The organism is Xanthobacter sp. SG618, from assembly GCF_012932745.1.
Taxonomy (GTDB): Bacteria; Pseudomonadota; Alphaproteobacteria; order Rhizobiales; family Xanthobacteraceae; genus Xanthobacter; species Xanthobacter flavus.
Window position 1 is genome coordinate 685,701 of the sequence record NZ_JABBHL010000002.1, and the last position, 15,060, is coordinate 700,760.

The window sequence follows — 15,060 nt, forward strand, 5'->3', positions numbered from 1 at the left end:
GGCGCGCCGTCCCCACAAACCGAGGAGGTCGCATTGCCCCATCCCGCAGCGCTTCTGCGCGCCCGCCTCGCCCGGCCGGAGATCCTGGTCGTGCCCGGCGGAGGCTCACCCCTGGAGCTGAAGCTCATCGAGGGCGCCGGCTTCGAGGCCGCCTATGTCAGCGGGTATGCCGCGGCCGCGGCGCGCCATGGCGTCCCCGACATCGGGCTCGTTGCCTATGCGGAGCAGGCCGAGCTGGTGCGCGCCACGCGGCAGGTGACCGATATCCCGCTGATTGTGGATTGCGACACCGGCTATGGCGATGTGGCCAATGTCGCGCGCACGGTGCGGGGCATGGAGGCGCTCGGGGTCGCGGCGGTCCAGATCGAGGATCAGGCGTGGCCGAAGAAATGCGGACACATGGACGGAAAAATCGTCGAGCCTGAGGACGTCGCCCTGCGCAAACTCGACGCCGCCTTGGCCGCCCGCCGGGCCGACACGGTGGTGATCGCGCGCACCGATGCCCGCGGTCCCCACGGCCTGGAAGCCGCGCTTTCCCGCTGCCGCAAGTTTCGCGCGGCAGGTGCCGACGTGCTGTTCGTCGATGGGCCGGAATCCGCCGAGGAGCTGCGCATCATCGGCCGCGAGCTTGATGGGCCCTTGATGGTGAACATGTCCGAAAGCGGCAAGACGCCCCTCTTCCCTGCTGCGGAGCTTGAGGCCATGGGCTTCGCCATCGTGATCTTCCCAAGCTCCACGGTGCGCATCACGGTCCGGCAGGTCTCGGCTTTCCTCGCCGACCTGAAGGCGAGCGGCGATTCCCGCCCCTGGATGGACCGCATGGCGAGCCTTTCCGAAACGAACGCGGCGCTCGGCCTTCCGGAGATCAAGGCGTTCGAGGCGACGATCCTGGAGAGGCGAAAGTCATGAGCGAATTCCCGTATCCCATGCCGCCGGGAGGTCCCTCGCCGGCAGATGAGCTGGTGCGAGGGGCCATCGACCTGCACCATCACGGCTATCCGGAAATAGCCTTCGATCATCGGACACGGCATGAGGATTGGGACGAGCTCGCCATCGCGCGCGCCGCGGGCATGGCCGGGATCGTGTTGAAGTCGCACATGTGGCCGACCGTCGGGCGCGCCTATCACCTGCGCCGGCTGGTGCCGGGCATCGATGTCCATGCCTCGATCACGCTGAACCCGATCGCAGGTGGCTTCAGCCCGCTGGCCGTCGAGACGGCCGCGCGTCAGGGCGCCCGGGTGATGTTCTTCCCCACATGGGGCGCGGCCCACGACCGGGAGCGGGGCGGCATGTCGCGGCACCTCGGCCACATCCTCCCCCGCGCCGCGGGCCTCACGCGCGAGGCCGGCCTGAGGGCGACCGACGAGAGCGGGCGGGTGCGTCCCGAAGTGTGCGAGTGCCTCGCTGTGGCCGCCGAGCACAAGATGCTGGTCTGCACCGCCCACATCTCGCCGAAGGAGAGCATTGCCGTGGCTCAAAAGGCGAAGGACTACGGCATCGAGTCCGTGGTGTTTTCCCATCCCGACAGCAACTCTGTCGCCGCCTCGCGCGAGGAAATTCGGGACATGGTTGCGCTTGATGCCGTCTGCGAATTCTGCACCCTCGGCATGCTGCCCCAGTTCCAGCGCATCTCGCCCAAGCTGGCCATGGAGATCGTCTCTGAGATCAGCGCTGACCGAGCGATCATCACCACCGATTATTTCTTCGAATGGTCTCCGCCCGCCTCGGAAACCCTTCGCATGCTCGCCGGCACCTTCCTCGATCTCGGCATGCCATTTTCAGACGTGCGCAAGATGATGAAAGACAATCCCGCACGGCTGCTCGGCATCGACCACCTGCCGTGTCCACACCAGGGAGCACACTGAGACATCGCGCTCACCTCTTCAGCCGAGCCGCCAGCGCGTCAATGAACAGGCGGACCTTCGACGGCACCATCCGGCTGGTGGGATAGACGGCCCAGACATCCAGCGGCTCGGGGTGTGCGTCCTGAAGTTCGATGACCTTCACCCGGCCGTCGGCGATCTCGTCCCGCACAAACCAAAGGGACAGGTTGGCGACACCCAGTCCGCCCATGCAGGCCTGCAACAGGCCTTCGATGGAATTGGCCGAGAACCGCCCCTCGATCCTTGCCGTGGTCAAGAGTTCAGCAGTCTTGAAAGACCAGTGCGTCGTCCCGCTGACCGCGAGGCATTCGTGCCGCGCGAGATCGCTCAGTCTCTCCGGCACGCCGTGCTGTTCCATATAGTCCGGTGAGGCAAGCAACACGCGCGGATTATCGGCGAGCCGCCGCGCGACCAGGCTGCTGTCGTTCAGCTTGGAGATGCGGATGGCGAGGTCCAGCCCCTCGGTGACGAGGTCGACGAGGCTGTCGGTCATCATCAGATCCACCTTCAGCGCCGGGTTGGCGCGCATGAAGTCGGGGATCATGGGCGCGATGACCTTGCGCCCGAAGGCGACCGAGCTGGTGAGCCGCAGCAGGCCGAAGCCGCCTTCCGTCACCGGGCGCACGCTCGCATAGGCGCTGGCGCGTTCTTCGAGCAGGGCCCGTGCATGCGGCAGGAAGGACTGGCCCTCAGGAGTGAGGGCAAGCGAGCGGGTGGTGCGGTGGACAAGCCGGGCGCCCACTTCGGTCTCCAGCGCGGAGAGCTGGCGCGTCGCCGCCATGGGGGTGATGCGCAAGGTCCGGGCCGCCTTGGACAGGCTGCTCCCCCCGGCCACCTCGGCAAGGATCGACAGGGCGAGGAAATCCATTCTAACGGCTCGCGATATAATCCTTATCCGGCGACCGTATCACACCCGCGCCCGCAAGCCGCTAAGTTCGCTCGTGAAAACAGCATTCCACGGCGTCCACCAAGCAGATTGAGAATGGCCCATCGCGCCCGGTGTCTCACCGGCTGCATGGACTTTCCATGCGCCGCGGCCGGCGGACCCGACCGCCGGGACGGCGTCTCAAAACCGCCCCGTCCCGCGCCGCCATCCCGAAAGCACATCCGATGACCGAGATCCGCCACCATACAGTTCGCGCCAACGGCATTCGCCAGCACTATCTGGAAGCGGGTGCGGGCGCTCCCGTCGTGCTGCTGCACGGCTTTCCCGAGACCAGCTTCGCCTGGCGCCACCAGATCCCGGCACTCGCCGCGCATTACCGCGTCATCGCTCCCGATTTGCGCGGCTATGGCGAAACCGACAAGCCCGCTGCCGACTACGACAAGCGCACCATGGCGAACGACCTCGTCGCGCTCCTCGATAGCCTCGATATCGAGAAGATCGCCTTGGTCGGCCATGACCGCGGTGCCCGTGTCGCCACCCGCTTCGCCAAGGACCATCCCGAACGGCTCGACCGGCTTGTGGTGATGGACAATGTGCCGACCCGCATCGTCGCGGGCTCCATGAATGCGCAGATCGCCAAGGCCTATTGGTTCTTCATGTTCCATCTGGTGCCCGACCTGCCCGAGGCGCTGATCGCCGGGCGCGAGGACCTCTGGCTGCGCCACTTCTTTTCCGACTGGTGCTTCAACCCGCACACGATCAGCGGCGCGGATTTCGACACCTATGTCGCCGCCTACCGCGCCCCCGGCGCCGTGCGGGGCGCCATGGCCGACTACCGCGCCAATGCCGAGGACAATGCGCAGGACCTCGTGGACGCGCAGGTGAAAATCGCCTGCCCGGTGCTCTCGCTCTGGGGCGCGGACTTCGGCGCAGTGGGCAAGAGCTTCGACATGGCGCAGGTGTGGGCCGAGATGGCCGAAAACCTTGTCGCCGTCCCCATCGAGCGCTGCGGCCATCTTCCTCATGAGGAACAGCCGGCGGCCGTCAACCGCCTCCTCCTCGACTTCCTCGACGGCTGGCGCGGCTGACGCCCCGTCGATCGAGACCACCCTTCAATCCAAGAGGAACACGACGATGACCACCACCTCGAAAGAAGCCACCGTCGTCCTCGTCCACGGGGCCTGGGCCGATGCGTCCAGCTGGCGCCTCGTCATCCCCTATCTCCAGCGCGAGGGCATTGCCGTCGTTGCGGTGCAGAACCCCACCACCTCTCTCGCGGATGACGTGGCCGCCACCCGGCGCACGCTCGACACCATCGACGGTCCGGTGGTTCTGGTTGGCCACAGCTGGGGTGGCACCGTGATCACCGAGGCCGGCAACGACCCGAAGGTGAAGGCTCTGGTCTATGTCGCGGCGTTCGCCCCCGATGCCGGCCAGTCGACCGGCGACCAGGTGAATGCGTATCCCACCCCGCCCGGCCTCGGCGGCGTCACCCCGTTCGGCGAGGGTTTCCTCAAGATGAGCGAGGCGAGCTGGATCGCCAATGTCGCGCAGGACCTTCCCGAACAGGACGCGCGCGTGCTCTCCGCCGTGCAGACCCCGCTCTCGCTGACCACGTTCAGCGACAAGATCAGCACGCCGGCCTGGGCCGACCGTCCCAGCTGGTACATTGTGTCGAGTCAGGACCGCGCGGTGAGCGTGGAACTGCAGCGCGATCTCGGCCGCCGCATCAACGCCCAGACGGTGGAACTGGTGGCGAGCCACATGTCGCTGCTGTCCCTGCCCCAGGCGGTCGCCAACATCCTCCGCGACGCGGTGAACCACGTCTCGGAAGGTTGAGGGAAGGTGGGTGCCACCACGCCATGATCGGGCGCGGGCGCTGCCGGGAATCGCTCTGGTGGTTCTCAGCTTCGCCGAGGTGAAAGCGGGCGCGGGGAGCTCCACAGCCAAGCGCCGGATGCTTCCGGCTCATGCCGGGGCAGCAACCAATAGACAAGGCCTTCGCCGCTCTTCAATTCCCGCGCGGGGGGCGGCGGATGTCTTCATAGAGCACGTGCAGGCGCTCCAGCGACCGAAGCGAGCGTTCCGGCTCCGCCGCGGCGAGGCCGAACACGATCATCTCCAGGCAGGCGAGCACCACCCCGTGCAGCGGAACAGTCTCCGACTTGCCCCGCGGCACCTTCACCACCACCTGGGCCTGCTTGCCGAAGGCGGGCGAGGCGGCGCCGGTGAGCAGGATCATCGGCACGTCCAGCCGCCGCGCCTCCTCAAGCGCCGCCACGCCCTCGCGATGGGCGCTGGCCTGTCCCATCATGATGAGCACGTCGCCGCGCCGCATGGCGAGCAACTGCTCTCCGAGCGCGATGCCGGTGCGGTTCAGCGCGTAGGCATGACGGCCGTTTCGGACCAGGAGACGGGCGACATAGTCTGCGAGAATGGCGGAGGCGCCGATCCCGAAGATGCCGATCCCCTCGCGCGCGCGCATCAGTTCGATGGCCGCCGCGATGGCCCGCCGATTCTCGGGGCGCGTGACCTCTTCGATGCCTGCCATGTGTCCGGCGCGGACGAAATCGATGGAGGCGTCCACATCGCGGGCAAGCTGCTCGGTCGTGGAGGTCATCTTGTCGGCCGAGGAGACGATGCCGCCCAGGAAGCCGGCGAGCGTGCCCTTGAGGTCCTTCAGTCCGTCGAAACCAAGCGCCTGCACGGCGCGGATGACGGTGGCGTCCGAGGTGCCGGTCTCCGCCGCGATCTCTAGCGCCGACTGGCCGAGCACGGTGCGGCGGTTCTCGTTGATGTAGTCGGCAACGACCTTGAGCTGCGGCGAGAGACTCGCGCCCCGGCTGCGCAGCCGCGCGCCGAACCTGTCCGTCCTGGCCTTGCGTCCCTGTGACGTCATCCCCCTGCCGGCCCTGCCCCACCTGCCTTCCGAGGCGGGGATGCTGGCACAGGCGAACGCGGTTTTCCATGCGTGCGCAAATGTTTGGAACGAGTCCGAAGTGATGTCGGTTCACGCTAGCGGCGCGCGAGCCGGAGCCGGATGACCTCAGCCTCCACCACGGCCGCCACCAGATTGAGCGCGGCAAAGGTATTGGAAATGGTCTCATCCCGCGGCAGCAGCACGTAGCGGCCCTCCCGGCATGCCTTCATCAGGCGGCACCAGCCGGGCATCACCTTCTCCATGTCCGCCATCTCCACCGCCGGCCCATGGCCGAGGTCGGAGCGGAAGGTGCCGAAGGCGAGATCGGCCTCAAGGTCGGGCAGACGCTCGGCGCTCACGTCCATGCGGCCCCCCTCAGGGATGCCCTCGACGATCTTCGGAAAGCGGAAGCCGGCATCGCGCAGCACCCTGCCGAGGGCGCGGTCGGTATGGAAGACGGTGATCTTGCCCTGGTTCGCCTGGAAGCTCACGACGGTGATGCTCGCCGTGTCGACGAGCCCGCGCAGCTGCACGATCTGCGCCTGATAGCGCGCCTTGAGCGTCGCGAGCCGGCCCTCGGTGCCGGTGAGCGCGGCGAGCTTCCCATAGATGGCGTCCGGCCCGCCCTTCAGGTGCTCGATGCTGACGGTGGGGGCGATGCGCTCCAGCTGCGAGACGGGCGTGTCGCGGGTGGGCGACGTAATGATGAGGTCGGGCTTCGCCGCGGCCACCGCCTCGATGTCGATGGCGTTGGCGCCGATGAAGGCGATGGGCGCGGTGTCGAAATCGACGCCGGTCAGCAGCTTCCCCGCGCGCAGGAAGCGCGTGCCGTCCGGCCGCACCCGGCCATGGCTGGCCACCGGCATTACGCCGAGCTCGATCAGCGGCAGGGTGATGTCGAGGTCGTGCAGGGAGACGATGCGCTGCGGGCGCACCGGCACCTCCACCGTCCGGCCGAGATCGTCGGTGAACGAGCGGGTCTGCGCGTGGGCGGGGGCCAAGTGGACGGCGAAGGCGAGCGCGAGGGCCGCGAGGCGGAGCAGGGCGATCATGGGCTGGATCCGGTCATATCTGGTCGCGCCGCCGCCACAGCAGGAAAAGGAAGAGCGGCACGCCGGCCAGCGTCATCACGATGCCGGCGGGGATCTGCAGCGGGGCGAACAGGAGACGGCCGGCCGTGTCCGCCACCAGCACCAGCGCCGCGCCGAGGAGACCACTGGCGGCGAGCACCGCAGCCTGCCCGCCACCCACCACCAGCCGCGCCATGTGCGGGGCGATGAGGCCGACGAAACCGAGGCTGCCCACGCAGGACACCGCAGCCGCAGTCATCAGCACCGGCGCCGCCAGCCCGAACAGGCCGGTGCGTTGGAGGCGCACGCCGAGCCCGGTGGCGGCGGCGTCGCCCAGCAGCGCCACGTCGGCGGCGCGGGCGGTGGCGAACAGCGCGCCCGCGCCCAGCGCGCCCCACACCGCGAGGGCGGGGATGAGCGTCCACTCGGCGGCATGAAGACTGCCGGCGAGCCAGACGAGCGCCGTCTCCACATCGTTGATGTCGGCGGTGGTGATGAAGACGAGCAGTGCCGAGGCCAGCAGCCACGACACCCCGATGCCCACCAGCACGAAACGCACGCCCGACAGGTCGCGGGCGATCAGCACCACGGCGAGCGCCACCGCGAGCCCGCCCGCCATGCCCACCGGCAGCCGCCACGCCGCCCCGAGGGCCGGAAAGGCGAGGATGAGCACCAGCACGGCGAGGCTCGCTCCCTCCTTCACCCCCACGAGGCCGGGATCGGCGAGCCCGTTGCGCGTGAGGGCCTGCAATGCGGCCCCGGAGAGGCCCAGCATGGCGCCCGCGATCAGGGCCAGCACCACCCGCGGCAGCCGCACGCCGGTGATCACGTGGGCCACCTCTGGCGGCACGTCGCCGGCGAGGAGCGCCGCCATCACGGCGCGCAGGGGAATAGGCAGGCTGCCCGAGGCGAGGGCGAAAGCGGCCCCGGCGCAGATCAGCGCCACGAGCGCTGCCGCGACCCCCGCTGCCCGTGGCCGCAGGCGCAGGCGCACGGGGCCGGCGCTGAGCCGCCGGTAGCCCGCCGCGCGGGCGACGGTCCTCATGGTCGCCGCCGTGCCGCGAGAGCGATGAAGACGGGCACGCCGACGAGCGCCGTCACGATGCCGGTCGCCAGTTCCCGCGGCGCGAACAGGCTGCGCGCGGCGAGGTCCGCCGCCACCAGCAACGACGCGCCGGTCAGCGCGCTCAGGGGCAGCACGCCCCTCATGTCCCGCACGCCCAGCGCCTTGACGGCATGAGGCACCACCAGTCCCACGAAGCCGATGGGCCCGGCCAGCGAGACGGCCGCGCCGCAGAGCAGACCGGCGGCGACGAGCGCCATGAGACGGGTGCGCGCCACATGGATTCCCAGCCCCGCGGCCACCTGATCGCCCATGGCCAAGGCATCGAGCCGGCCCGCGAGCACCAGCGCGAGCGCGAGGCCGGCAATGGCGGGCGGCAAGGCGGCCCACAGCGCGCCATAGCTGAGGCCGGACAGGTCTCCGGCGAGCCACAGGCGCACGGTCGCGAGCGTCTGGTCGTCCAGAAGCAACTGCGCGGAGGTGAGGGCCGCGGCGAAGGCGGAGAAGGCGACCCCGCACAACGTCACCTTCAGGGGCGTCATGCCGGTGCGCCCCAGCGCGGCAATGCCGAGCACAGCCGCGCACAGAAGCATCGCCCCGAGGCCAGCCACCAGCGGCCGCGCGGCGGCGAGCGCCGAAGCCGGCAATAGCGGCCCGAGGATGGAGGACAGCGTGAGCGTCGTCACCACCGCCAGCGCCGCGCCGGCGTTCAGCCCCAGCACATGGGGCTCACCCAGCGGGTTGCGGGTGACGGACTGGATGAGTGCCCCGGTGAGGCCGAGCCCCGCCCCCACCACCAGCGCCGCGAGGAGCCGCAGCAGGCGCAGCTCGACGATCACGTTGTGGTCGAAGCTGTCGGCATCGAAGGCGATCAGCGCACGCACCACCACCTCCGGCGCGATGGCCCGCGCGCCGAAGCCGAGATGGGCGATGGCCAGCCCGACGAGCAGCAGCATGAGGCCCGATGTGATGAGGACGGGGCGCGCGACCCGCCTCCGGGGCCGGTTGGTGGCGAGGCCCGTCACCGCGAGGCTCACGTGCCCGCTCCGCGTGTAACGCCGAGGGGCACGAACACCGGCTTGCCGGTGCGCGGATGGACGAGCGCCTCCACCTCCACGCCGAAAATGTCGGCCACGTCCGCCGCAGCAAGGCTTCCGCCCTCCCCGGCCACGGCGCGGATGCGCCCGTCCTTCAGGCAGAGCACGGTGTCGGCATAAGCGAGGGCCATGTTGAGGTCGTGCAGCACCACCACCACGGTGCGTCCGAGATCGCGCGCGAGGCGGGCGAGCAGATCCAGCACCTCCACCTGATAGCGCAGGTCGAGGAAGGTGGTGGGCTCGTCCAGCAGGATCACCGACGTTTGCTGCGCCATGGCCATGGCGATCCAGCAGCGCTGGCGCTGCCCGCCCGAGAGCGCTGACACCGGCGTCGCGGCGAAGTCGCGCGTGCCGGTGAGGTGCATCGCCTCCTCCACGGCCGCATCGTCCGCGTCGCTCCATTGGCTGAGGAAGCCCTGATGGGGATGGCGCCCGCGGGATACCAGCTCGTAGGCGGTGAGCCCCTCCGGCACCAATGGGCTCTGGGGCAGGAGGCCCAGTTCCCGCGCCAGCGCCCGCGTCGGCTGCCCATGCACCGCGCGACCATCGAGCAGGACTGTTCCGCCCATCGGCTGGAGCAGGCGCGCCATGGTTGCGAGCAGAGTGGACTTTCCGGAGCCGTTGGGACCGATGAGCGCCGTCATGCGGCCGGCCGCGACGGTGAAGCTCACCCCGTCCACCACCAGTCGCTGGCCATATCCGGCCTTGAGCGTGTCGATGCGCAAGCGGACGGCCTCCGCTCCCGTGACATCTTCCGCCCGCGCCGTGTTCCGCACAGCTTCCTCGCAATATCTGATCGCCGCAGTGCCCGCGGCTAAAAACCGGCGCCGACCGTTGGCCTCGCCCCCTCTCCTGTGTCGCGCGCCCATGTAGTAGTCAAAGCGCGTGACGCCGGACATGTTTGAGGAAATCCAAACTCATCCACAATAGGCGGTCATGCGGGGTGCAGCATATTTATATTGGAATAATTTAAATGTGAGTTGTCCGCTTCATGACAACGCTGGACTGAGGGACATCCGCGGGATTTTCTGTCGCGAAGCTAACCTCATTTGCATTGGAGTGCATCTTCGGCTTGGATGCGCGCAAGCTTTCATTCCAGCGCCTTTGATGGGTTCCAGAATTTACTACTACATCTGGGTTTGAAGAACTCGGCCTGACACGAACGCGGATCGGCTCTCGCCGCCGCGCGGCTCGGACCGGGATTTTGGGACTGATGACTTCTCCTTTGCCATTGGGCGCGCGCCTATCCCTTTCGGCCTCACTGCTTGTGCTGGCTCAGCTCGGCGCCGGCAGTGCTGCGGCCCAGACGCCGCCGCCCGCGCAACCCGCCGCCCCGCCCGCCTGGGATGTCCCCGGGTCCGACACCGACCTTCCGACCATCGTGGTGAATGCCGAACGCGGCGACGGCGTCGTGGTGGGCTACCGGGCCATCACCACCTCCACCGCCACCCTCACCCAGATGCCCGTGCTGGACATTCCAGCGGCCATCAACACGGTGACGCAGGAGGTCATCCAGGATCAGAACGCCACCACGCTCGAACAGGTGTTGCAGAACATCTCGAACGTGACGGTGGCCAACACGCTCGGCGGCACGCAGGACGCCTTCATCCGCCGCGGCTTCGGCGACAATCGCGACGGCGGCGTGCTCACCAACGGTCTGCGCACCGTGCTGCCGCGCAGCTTCAACGCCACCACCGACCGGGTGGAAGTGCTCAAGGGGCCGGCCTCCACCCTCTATGGCATCCAGGAGCCGGGCGGCATCATCAACGTCATCACCAAGAAGCCGCAGGAGACCTTCAACGCCTATCTCAACGGCTCGCTGTCGAGCTTCGGCGGGGGATACGGCGATTTCGATGTCACCGGCCCCATCAACGGCACGGGACTCGCCTTCCGCTTCATCGGCGAGTGGCAGGACCAGAACTACTGGCGCAATTTCGGCGACATCGAGCAGGGCATCCTGGCGCCCTCGCTGGCCTGGTACGGCGAGAACACCACGGCCACCCTCGCTTATACCCACCGCGAATATTCCGTGCCGTTCGACCGCGGGACCATCTTCGATCTGACCACTGGCAAGGCCGTACCGGTGGACCGGCGCATCCGCTTCGACGAGCCCTACAACGTCACCAACGGCACGTCCGACCTCGTGCTCGCCGGTGTCGAGCACGCCTTCAACGATGCCTGGAAGCTGAAGGTGAATTATGCCTGGAGCCAGGACGTCTACGCGGACAACCAGGCCCGCGTGATCGCCTACGATCCCTCAACCGGCATCCTCACGCGGCGGGCGGACGCGACCCAGGATTCCACCCAGCACGACCAGAACCTGCGCGCCGACCTCACCGGCACCGTGACGATCGCCGGCATGAAGAACGAGCTGCTGTTCGGCGCCAACGTCAACGACTACGACGTGCTGCGCACGGACATGATCCGCTGCAAGAACAAGAAGGGCTTCAACATCTACCACCCGGTGTACGGCACCCTGCCCGCCTGCACCACCGTCTCCGCCGCCGACAGCGACCAGCAGGCCAACCAGACCCTCTACAGCGGCTATGCGCAGGATGCGATCTACCTGACCGACCAATGGATCGTCGTCGCCGGCGGCAGCTATGCCTGGTACACGCAGACCGCCGGCAAGGGCCGCCCGTTCAACCTCAATACGGATGGCGAAGGCGGCGAGTTCATGCCGCGGGCGGGCCTCGTCTACAAGCCCACCGACAAGCTCTCCTTCTATGCCAACTACGCCACCTCCTTCGTGCCGCAGATCTCCATCGCCAGCGAGATCGGCTCGCTGCCGCCGGAGACCGGCGTCTCCTACGAGGCCGGCATGAAGTTCGAGGTGCTGAAGGGGCTCACGGGCACCGTCGCCATCTTCAACATCGAGAAGGAGAATGTGCTCTACAACGAGGTCATCAACGGCGAGACCTTCGCCCGCACCGCCGGCAAGGTGCGCTCGCGGGGCTTCGAGTTCGACATTTCCGGCGCCGTCACGGACCAGATCAATCTCATCGCGAGCTACGGCTACACCGACGCGAAGATCGTCGAGGATCCCCAATATGCGGGCAACGTGCCGGCCAACGTCGCCGCGCACACCTTCTCGCTGTTCGCGACTTACGATTTCGGCAAGGTGTGGGCCGAGAATTCCCTGAAGGTGGGTGGCGGCTTCCACGGCCAGAGCGAGGCGCCGGGTTCGGCGGCCAACAACTTCTGGCTGCCAGGCTACGTCGTATTCGACGCCATGGTCGCCTACACCATCGAAAAGCCGACCCCCTGGGCGGTGACCCCGCTCACGGTCCAGCTCAACGTGAAGAACCTGTTCGACACGACCTACTACGTGTCGTCCATCGGAACCAACAACCTCGGCGTCGCCGTGGGGGCTCCGTTCGAGGCCGTCCTCTCCGCCCGGATGAAGTTCTGACGGGGGTGTTCTGAGTCACCTCAACCGATGACGGGCCGGCGTCCATCCGCCTCGAGCCGCGGCAGGCTCTTTTGCTGGGATTTCAAGGAAGGAATTTTTCACATATCTACATGATTTTATTTTAGAAAATATTTCTGTAAATTCTTTCACCCCAACAAACACCCCAACACCTATCAGGGCGTTCAGGATTTCATCCGTCGCACAGCACAGAGGCTTCCAAACGCCACGTCGGGACGGTCATGCCAAGCAGCGGACAGGGTGGATGTAATTAGAGCCTCGGCCGATTTGATTCCAATCCATACCGCTTGGGGGGAATAACCGCCACCTGTGCACCGCGCGTCTCCAGTCGCATATGGCAAAAGATGCCATTTATCTTTATTTTTCATGTGCTTAATCACGTTCTTTGTTAAGGGAAATGACATAACGGTCGGCAACCGTCTCTTTTGCCCGTTGGACTTGTGAGCATAATTGGTAGCCGTCCGAAACGACCTATGACGGCTTAACATGACTCCCGAAAAGCGACTGATTTCCATCCCCGAAGTGCAGAACATCCTCAAGGTCTCGCGTGGAACCATCTATCGCCTGATGGGCGCTGGCAAGCTGACCGGCCGGAAGATCGGCAAGTCGGTCCGCTTCGATATCAGCGAAATCCATGGCCTGATCGATAACCTGCCCCCGGCGAAGATCGCGCCGCACACCTGACAACAATACAAACGAAAACGGCGCCCCTGCAGGGGCGCCGCTTCGATTTGTATCGGCAATGTCGTCAAACATCGCCACCATCAACATGGAACACTGACTATGTACTTCGCTTCGGATTACGGTGTCAACGCCGCGATTACCGGACTTGGTAATCTCTGGCTGTTTTTCGTCGCGACGACTGGTGGATTGCGTCAGGACGGCGGCTTCCACACCTTTGTCGAGGCTCTGCTCGTCGCCATGGGGGAGCGCTGATGGCCGCCGCCGTGCGGGCCCCCCGCGCCTTCCGCCCCCGCCTCCGCGTTCCTGAAGGCCGCGATGCCGGCCTGTTCTGGCGCGCCATCAACCGCCTCGCGGCTGTCCACTCCATCGCGAACTGGCGCGCAGGCGCAGGTGAGGTGCCCACTAAGATCGCCATCGCCCGGTACGTGGAGTGCGTCGCCGACGCACTCCGGCACGCCGATGGCGGCGGGCGGCGTTACACCTTCGACGTGATCGCGATCCGGGAACACTGGCTGCCGCGCAAGTGGCGTGATGCCATCACGGACGACCAGATTTACGATGTCGTGCTGGACGTGGTGAGCTACCGCACGCCGGACGAATTGATGGGCGACCGCGAAGCGGGGCGGCTCCTGCGCCTGCACGCTAACGAAGTGGAGGCGATGCGGGCCGGGGGCACCACCGTGCCGTTCTGTCCGGTCGATCTGTCCAGTGAGCAGCATAGCGCCCTCCGGCGCGAGTGGAGGCGGGCAGGCTGGCGCGCCGCATCGCGCCGGTACCGCGAGGCGAAGAAGGTTGCAGCGACGCGTCATCGTTTCCCCCGAAGGGGAGGGGATGACGTGATCTGCAACCTTTCCCAGCCCGATGCCGTCCGCGCCGCCGTCGAGGCCGGCGCGGTCACGATTGCCGACATCGTTGCCGCCACCAGTCTGTCGCGTAGCACCCTCAAGCCGCTCCTCTCCCGTCTGGTGAAGGCCGGCGCGATCATGCGAACCGGGCGCGGCACCTATGCCCCGGCTCAGCCCTCGCCGCTCGCACAGGCGCCGGAGGTGCAGCGTGGTGCCGTCGCCGGTGCCGTCCACTCCGGTACCGAGAACCCGCCCGATGTGCACGAACCGGCCTTTGAGACCCGGCAGGGCGCCACCACGCCGGCTCCTGTGGCGCACACCGGACGCGCACTTGAGGCGCGCGAGACCGTGGGGGCTGGCAGCCCCCACACCCCGGCCGGACCGGATGGAGTCATCCGCCTTTTCCCGTCGACCGCCCTCACCCCCCGCCGGGCGGCGCCAAGCCGCCTGCCCGGCACGATCTTCACCGCCATCAACAGGAGCATTGCTCATGCCGCGCCGTCCGCCCGTCGCGCTTAGTGGTCTCATCGCCATGTCGCCCGATCCCAATTTCGATGCCGCCGTCGTCCTTGCGGTCGCGCTCGGTGCGTGTGCCGCCCATATGGTCTCCGAAGACGTGGGCGCGCCCCTCCCTGCCGTCTGGTCCTCGCTGCGCCGGATGATCGAGGCCGGCTATATCGACCACCTCACGCGGCTCGGGATGCTCATGGTCAGCCGCAAGGGGCAGGCCGTGGCCCGCTCCGTCTATGACGTGCACACGTTCGCCTACATCCCGCCCGTCCCGCCCCAGTCGGCCCCTGAACTCGGGGGTGCGGCGTGATGGATCGCAGCGTGATCGAGCACCACGATGCGAGCCTGCACGCCGGCTTGGTCGGCCGTGAGGATACCCGCGCGGTCGCACGGATCGAGATGAGGCCGGAACGCATCCGCGCCAATGCAGAGGAGGCTTGCCGCGAGACCCTGGCCCGCGTGCAGGCGGCCGGCAGGCGTAAGCGTGTCCCGGCCCCGCCCGATCCGCCCTTCCGGTCCGGCGGCATTCGTGAACGCGCATCCGGGAATGATCCTGTCGAAGCGCCCGTCCGCAGAAGCCGCACTTCGGGATGAAGCCTGATGCTCCACCCGGCCTCTTACGTAAGCGCCAAGCACCACGTGGACCTCCGGACCGTAACGGCTGCCAACATC

Annotated in this window: 16 protein-coding genes; 10 read left to right on the plus strand and 6 right to left on the minus strand. The window is 67.4% G+C overall.

Annotated elements, in window-relative coordinates:
- Positions 1-33: 33 nt before the first annotated feature.
- Both FHT36_RS08585 and FHT36_RS08590 read left to right on the plus strand, forming a co-directional pair.
- Positions 34-909, plus strand: coding sequence for an oxaloacetate decarboxylase (locus tag FHT36_RS08585; RefSeq protein ID WP_169122049.1), 876 nt, complete (start codon positions 34-36; stop codon positions 907-909).
- The gene (locus FHT36_RS08590) at positions 906-1,865 is read left to right on the plus strand and encodes a DUF6282 family protein (RefSeq protein ID WP_169122050.1); all 960 of its coding nucleotides are present in this window, start codon (positions 906-908) and stop codon (positions 1,863-1,865) included. The genes FHT36_RS08585 and FHT36_RS08590 overlap by 4 nt, the downstream gene beginning before the upstream one ends.
- Before the next feature lie 10 nt (positions 1,866-1,875).
- Here FHT36_RS08590 and FHT36_RS08595 read toward each other — a convergent pair whose 3' ends face one another.
- Positions 1,876-2,751: a LysR family transcriptional regulator gene (locus FHT36_RS08595; protein WP_169122051.1), complete on the minus strand. Its 876-nt coding sequence runs from the start codon at positions 2,749-2,751 to the stop codon at positions 1,876-1,878.
- Between the two features lie 242 nt (positions 2,752-2,993).
- Between FHT36_RS08595 and FHT36_RS08600 the strand changes: the two genes are divergently transcribed.
- The gene (locus FHT36_RS08600; RefSeq protein ID WP_169122052.1) at positions 2,994-3,857 is read left to right on the plus strand and encodes an alpha/beta fold hydrolase; all 864 of its coding nucleotides are present in this window, start codon (positions 2,994-2,996) and stop codon (positions 3,855-3,857) included.
- A gap of 46 nt (positions 3,858-3,903) precedes the next feature.
- Positions 3,904-4,608, plus strand: coding sequence for an alpha/beta fold hydrolase (locus FHT36_RS08605; protein WP_169122053.1), 705 nt, complete (start codon positions 3,904-3,906; stop codon positions 4,606-4,608).
- A 172-nt stretch (positions 4,609-4,780) separates the two neighbouring features.
- Here the strand turns inward: FHT36_RS08605 and FHT36_RS08610 are convergent, their stop codons facing one another.
- The 5 genes from FHT36_RS08610 to FHT36_RS08630 all read right to left on the minus strand — a co-directional run bounded on the left by FHT36_RS08610 (position 4,781) and on the right by FHT36_RS08630 (position 9,644).
- Positions 4,781-5,668: a MurR/RpiR family transcriptional regulator gene (locus tag FHT36_RS08610; protein ID WP_169122054.1), complete on the minus strand. Its 888-nt coding sequence runs from the start codon at positions 5,666-5,668 to the stop codon at positions 4,781-4,783.
- A gap of 116 nt (positions 5,669-5,784) precedes the next feature.
- Positions 5,785-6,741: an ABC transporter substrate-binding protein gene (locus FHT36_RS08615; protein ID WP_169122055.1), complete on the minus strand. Its 957-nt coding sequence runs from the start codon at positions 6,739-6,741 to the stop codon at positions 5,785-5,787.
- Between the two features lie 13 nt (positions 6,742-6,754).
- Positions 6,755-7,804: an iron ABC transporter permease gene (locus tag FHT36_RS08620; protein WP_169122056.1), complete on the minus strand. Its 1,050-nt coding sequence runs from the start codon at positions 7,802-7,804 to the stop codon at positions 6,755-6,757.
- Positions 7,801-8,859, minus strand: a complete 1,059-nt coding sequence (locus tag FHT36_RS08625) for an iron ABC transporter permease (protein WP_348644402.1) — start codon at positions 8,857-8,859, stop codon at positions 7,801-7,803. The genes FHT36_RS08620 and FHT36_RS08625 overlap by 4 nt, the downstream gene beginning before the upstream one ends.
- Positions 8,856-9,644: an ABC transporter ATP-binding protein gene (locus FHT36_RS08630; RefSeq protein WP_246702089.1), complete on the minus strand. Its 789-nt coding sequence runs from the start codon at positions 9,642-9,644 to the stop codon at positions 8,856-8,858. Before FHT36_RS08630 ends, FHT36_RS08625 begins: the two co-directional genes overlap by 4 nt.
- Positions 9,645-10,132: 488 nt before the next feature.
- On the opposite strand from FHT36_RS08630, the gene FHT36_RS08635 reads away from it, so the two are divergent.
- From FHT36_RS08635 to FHT36_RS08660, 6 genes are all read left to right on the plus strand, one after another.
- Entirely contained in the window at positions 10,133-12,331 is a 2,199-nt protein-coding gene (locus FHT36_RS08635; protein ID WP_169122057.1) for a TonB-dependent siderophore receptor, read from the plus strand.
- A gap of 504 nt (positions 12,332-12,835) precedes the next feature.
- Complete coding sequence (locus FHT36_RS08640; RefSeq protein ID WP_169122058.1) at positions 12,836-13,033, plus strand: AlpA family transcriptional regulator; 198 nt, start codon at positions 12,836-12,838, stop codon at positions 13,031-13,033.
- A gap of 99 nt (positions 13,034-13,132) precedes the next feature.
- Positions 13,133-13,285 (plus strand): hypothetical protein, encoded by a 153-nt coding sequence (locus FHT36_RS08645; RefSeq protein WP_169122059.1) that lies wholly within the window; start codon positions 13,133-13,135, stop codon positions 13,283-13,285.
- A complete protein-coding gene (locus FHT36_RS08650) occupies positions 13,285-14,397 on the plus strand; it encodes a type IV toxin-antitoxin system AbiEi family antitoxin domain-containing protein (protein WP_169122060.1) in 1,113 nt (370 codons plus the stop codon). The genes FHT36_RS08645 and FHT36_RS08650 overlap by 1 nt, the downstream gene beginning before the upstream one ends.
- On the plus strand, positions 14,369-14,698 hold the full coding sequence (locus FHT36_RS08655; protein WP_169122061.1) for a hypothetical protein: 330 nt from the start codon (positions 14,369-14,371) through the stop codon (positions 14,696-14,698). Before FHT36_RS08650 ends, FHT36_RS08655 begins: the two co-directional genes overlap by 29 nt.
- Positions 14,698-14,982 carry a hypothetical protein gene (locus tag FHT36_RS08660; RefSeq protein WP_169122062.1) on the plus strand — a complete coding sequence of 95 codons (285 nt, stop codon included), beginning with the start codon at positions 14,698-14,700 and terminating at the stop codon, positions 14,980-14,982. The genes FHT36_RS08655 and FHT36_RS08660 overlap by 1 nt, the downstream gene beginning before the upstream one ends.
- Positions 14,983-15,060 lie beyond the last annotated feature (78 nt).

Bases quoted from the DNA above. Each gene is read 5' to 3' on its own strand.
- FHT36_RS08660 (WP_169122062.1), top strand. From the start codon at position 14,698: ATGGATCGCAGCGTGATCGAGCACCACGATGCGAGCCTGCACGCCGGC.
- FHT36_RS08650 (WP_169122060.1), top strand. From the start codon at position 13,285: ATGGCCGCCGCCGTGCGGGCCCCCCGCGCCTTCCGCCCCCGCCTCCGC.
- FHT36_RS08595 (WP_169122051.1), bottom strand. From the start codon at position 2,751: ATGGATTTCCTCGCCCTGTCGATCCTTGCCGAGGTGGCCGGGGGGAGC.
- FHT36_RS08610 (WP_169122054.1), bottom strand. From the start codon at position 5,668: ATGACGTCACAGGGACGCAAGGCCAGGACGGACAGGTTCGGCGCGCGG.
- FHT36_RS08655 (WP_169122061.1), top strand. From the start codon at position 14,369: ATGCCGCGCCGTCCGCCCGTCGCGCTTAGTGGTCTCATCGCCATGTCG.
- FHT36_RS08645 (WP_169122059.1), top strand. From the start codon at position 13,133: ATGTACTTCGCTTCGGATTACGGTGTCAACGCCGCGATTACCGGACTT.
- FHT36_RS08600 (WP_169122052.1), top strand. From the start codon at position 2,994: ATGACCGAGATCCGCCACCATACAGTTCGCGCCAACGGCATTCGCCAG.
- FHT36_RS08640 (WP_169122058.1), top strand. From the start codon at position 12,836: ATGACTCCCGAAAAGCGACTGATTTCCATCCCCGAAGTGCAGAACATC.
- FHT36_RS08590 (WP_169122050.1), top strand. From the start codon at position 906: ATGAGCGAATTCCCGTATCCCATGCCGCCGGGAGGTCCCTCGCCGGCA.
- FHT36_RS08615 (WP_169122055.1), bottom strand. From the start codon at position 6,741: ATGATCGCCCTGCTCCGCCTCGCGGCCCTCGCGCTCGCCTTCGCCGTC.
- FHT36_RS08635 (WP_169122057.1), top strand. From the start codon at position 10,133: ATGACTTCTCCTTTGCCATTGGGCGCGCGCCTATCCCTTTCGGCCTCA.
- FHT36_RS08605 (WP_169122053.1), top strand. From the start codon at position 3,904: ATGACCACCACCTCGAAAGAAGCCACCGTCGTCCTCGTCCACGGGGCC.
- FHT36_RS08620 (WP_169122056.1), bottom strand. From the start codon at position 7,804: ATGAGGACCGTCGCCCGCGCGGCGGGCTACCGGCGGCTCAGCGCCGGC.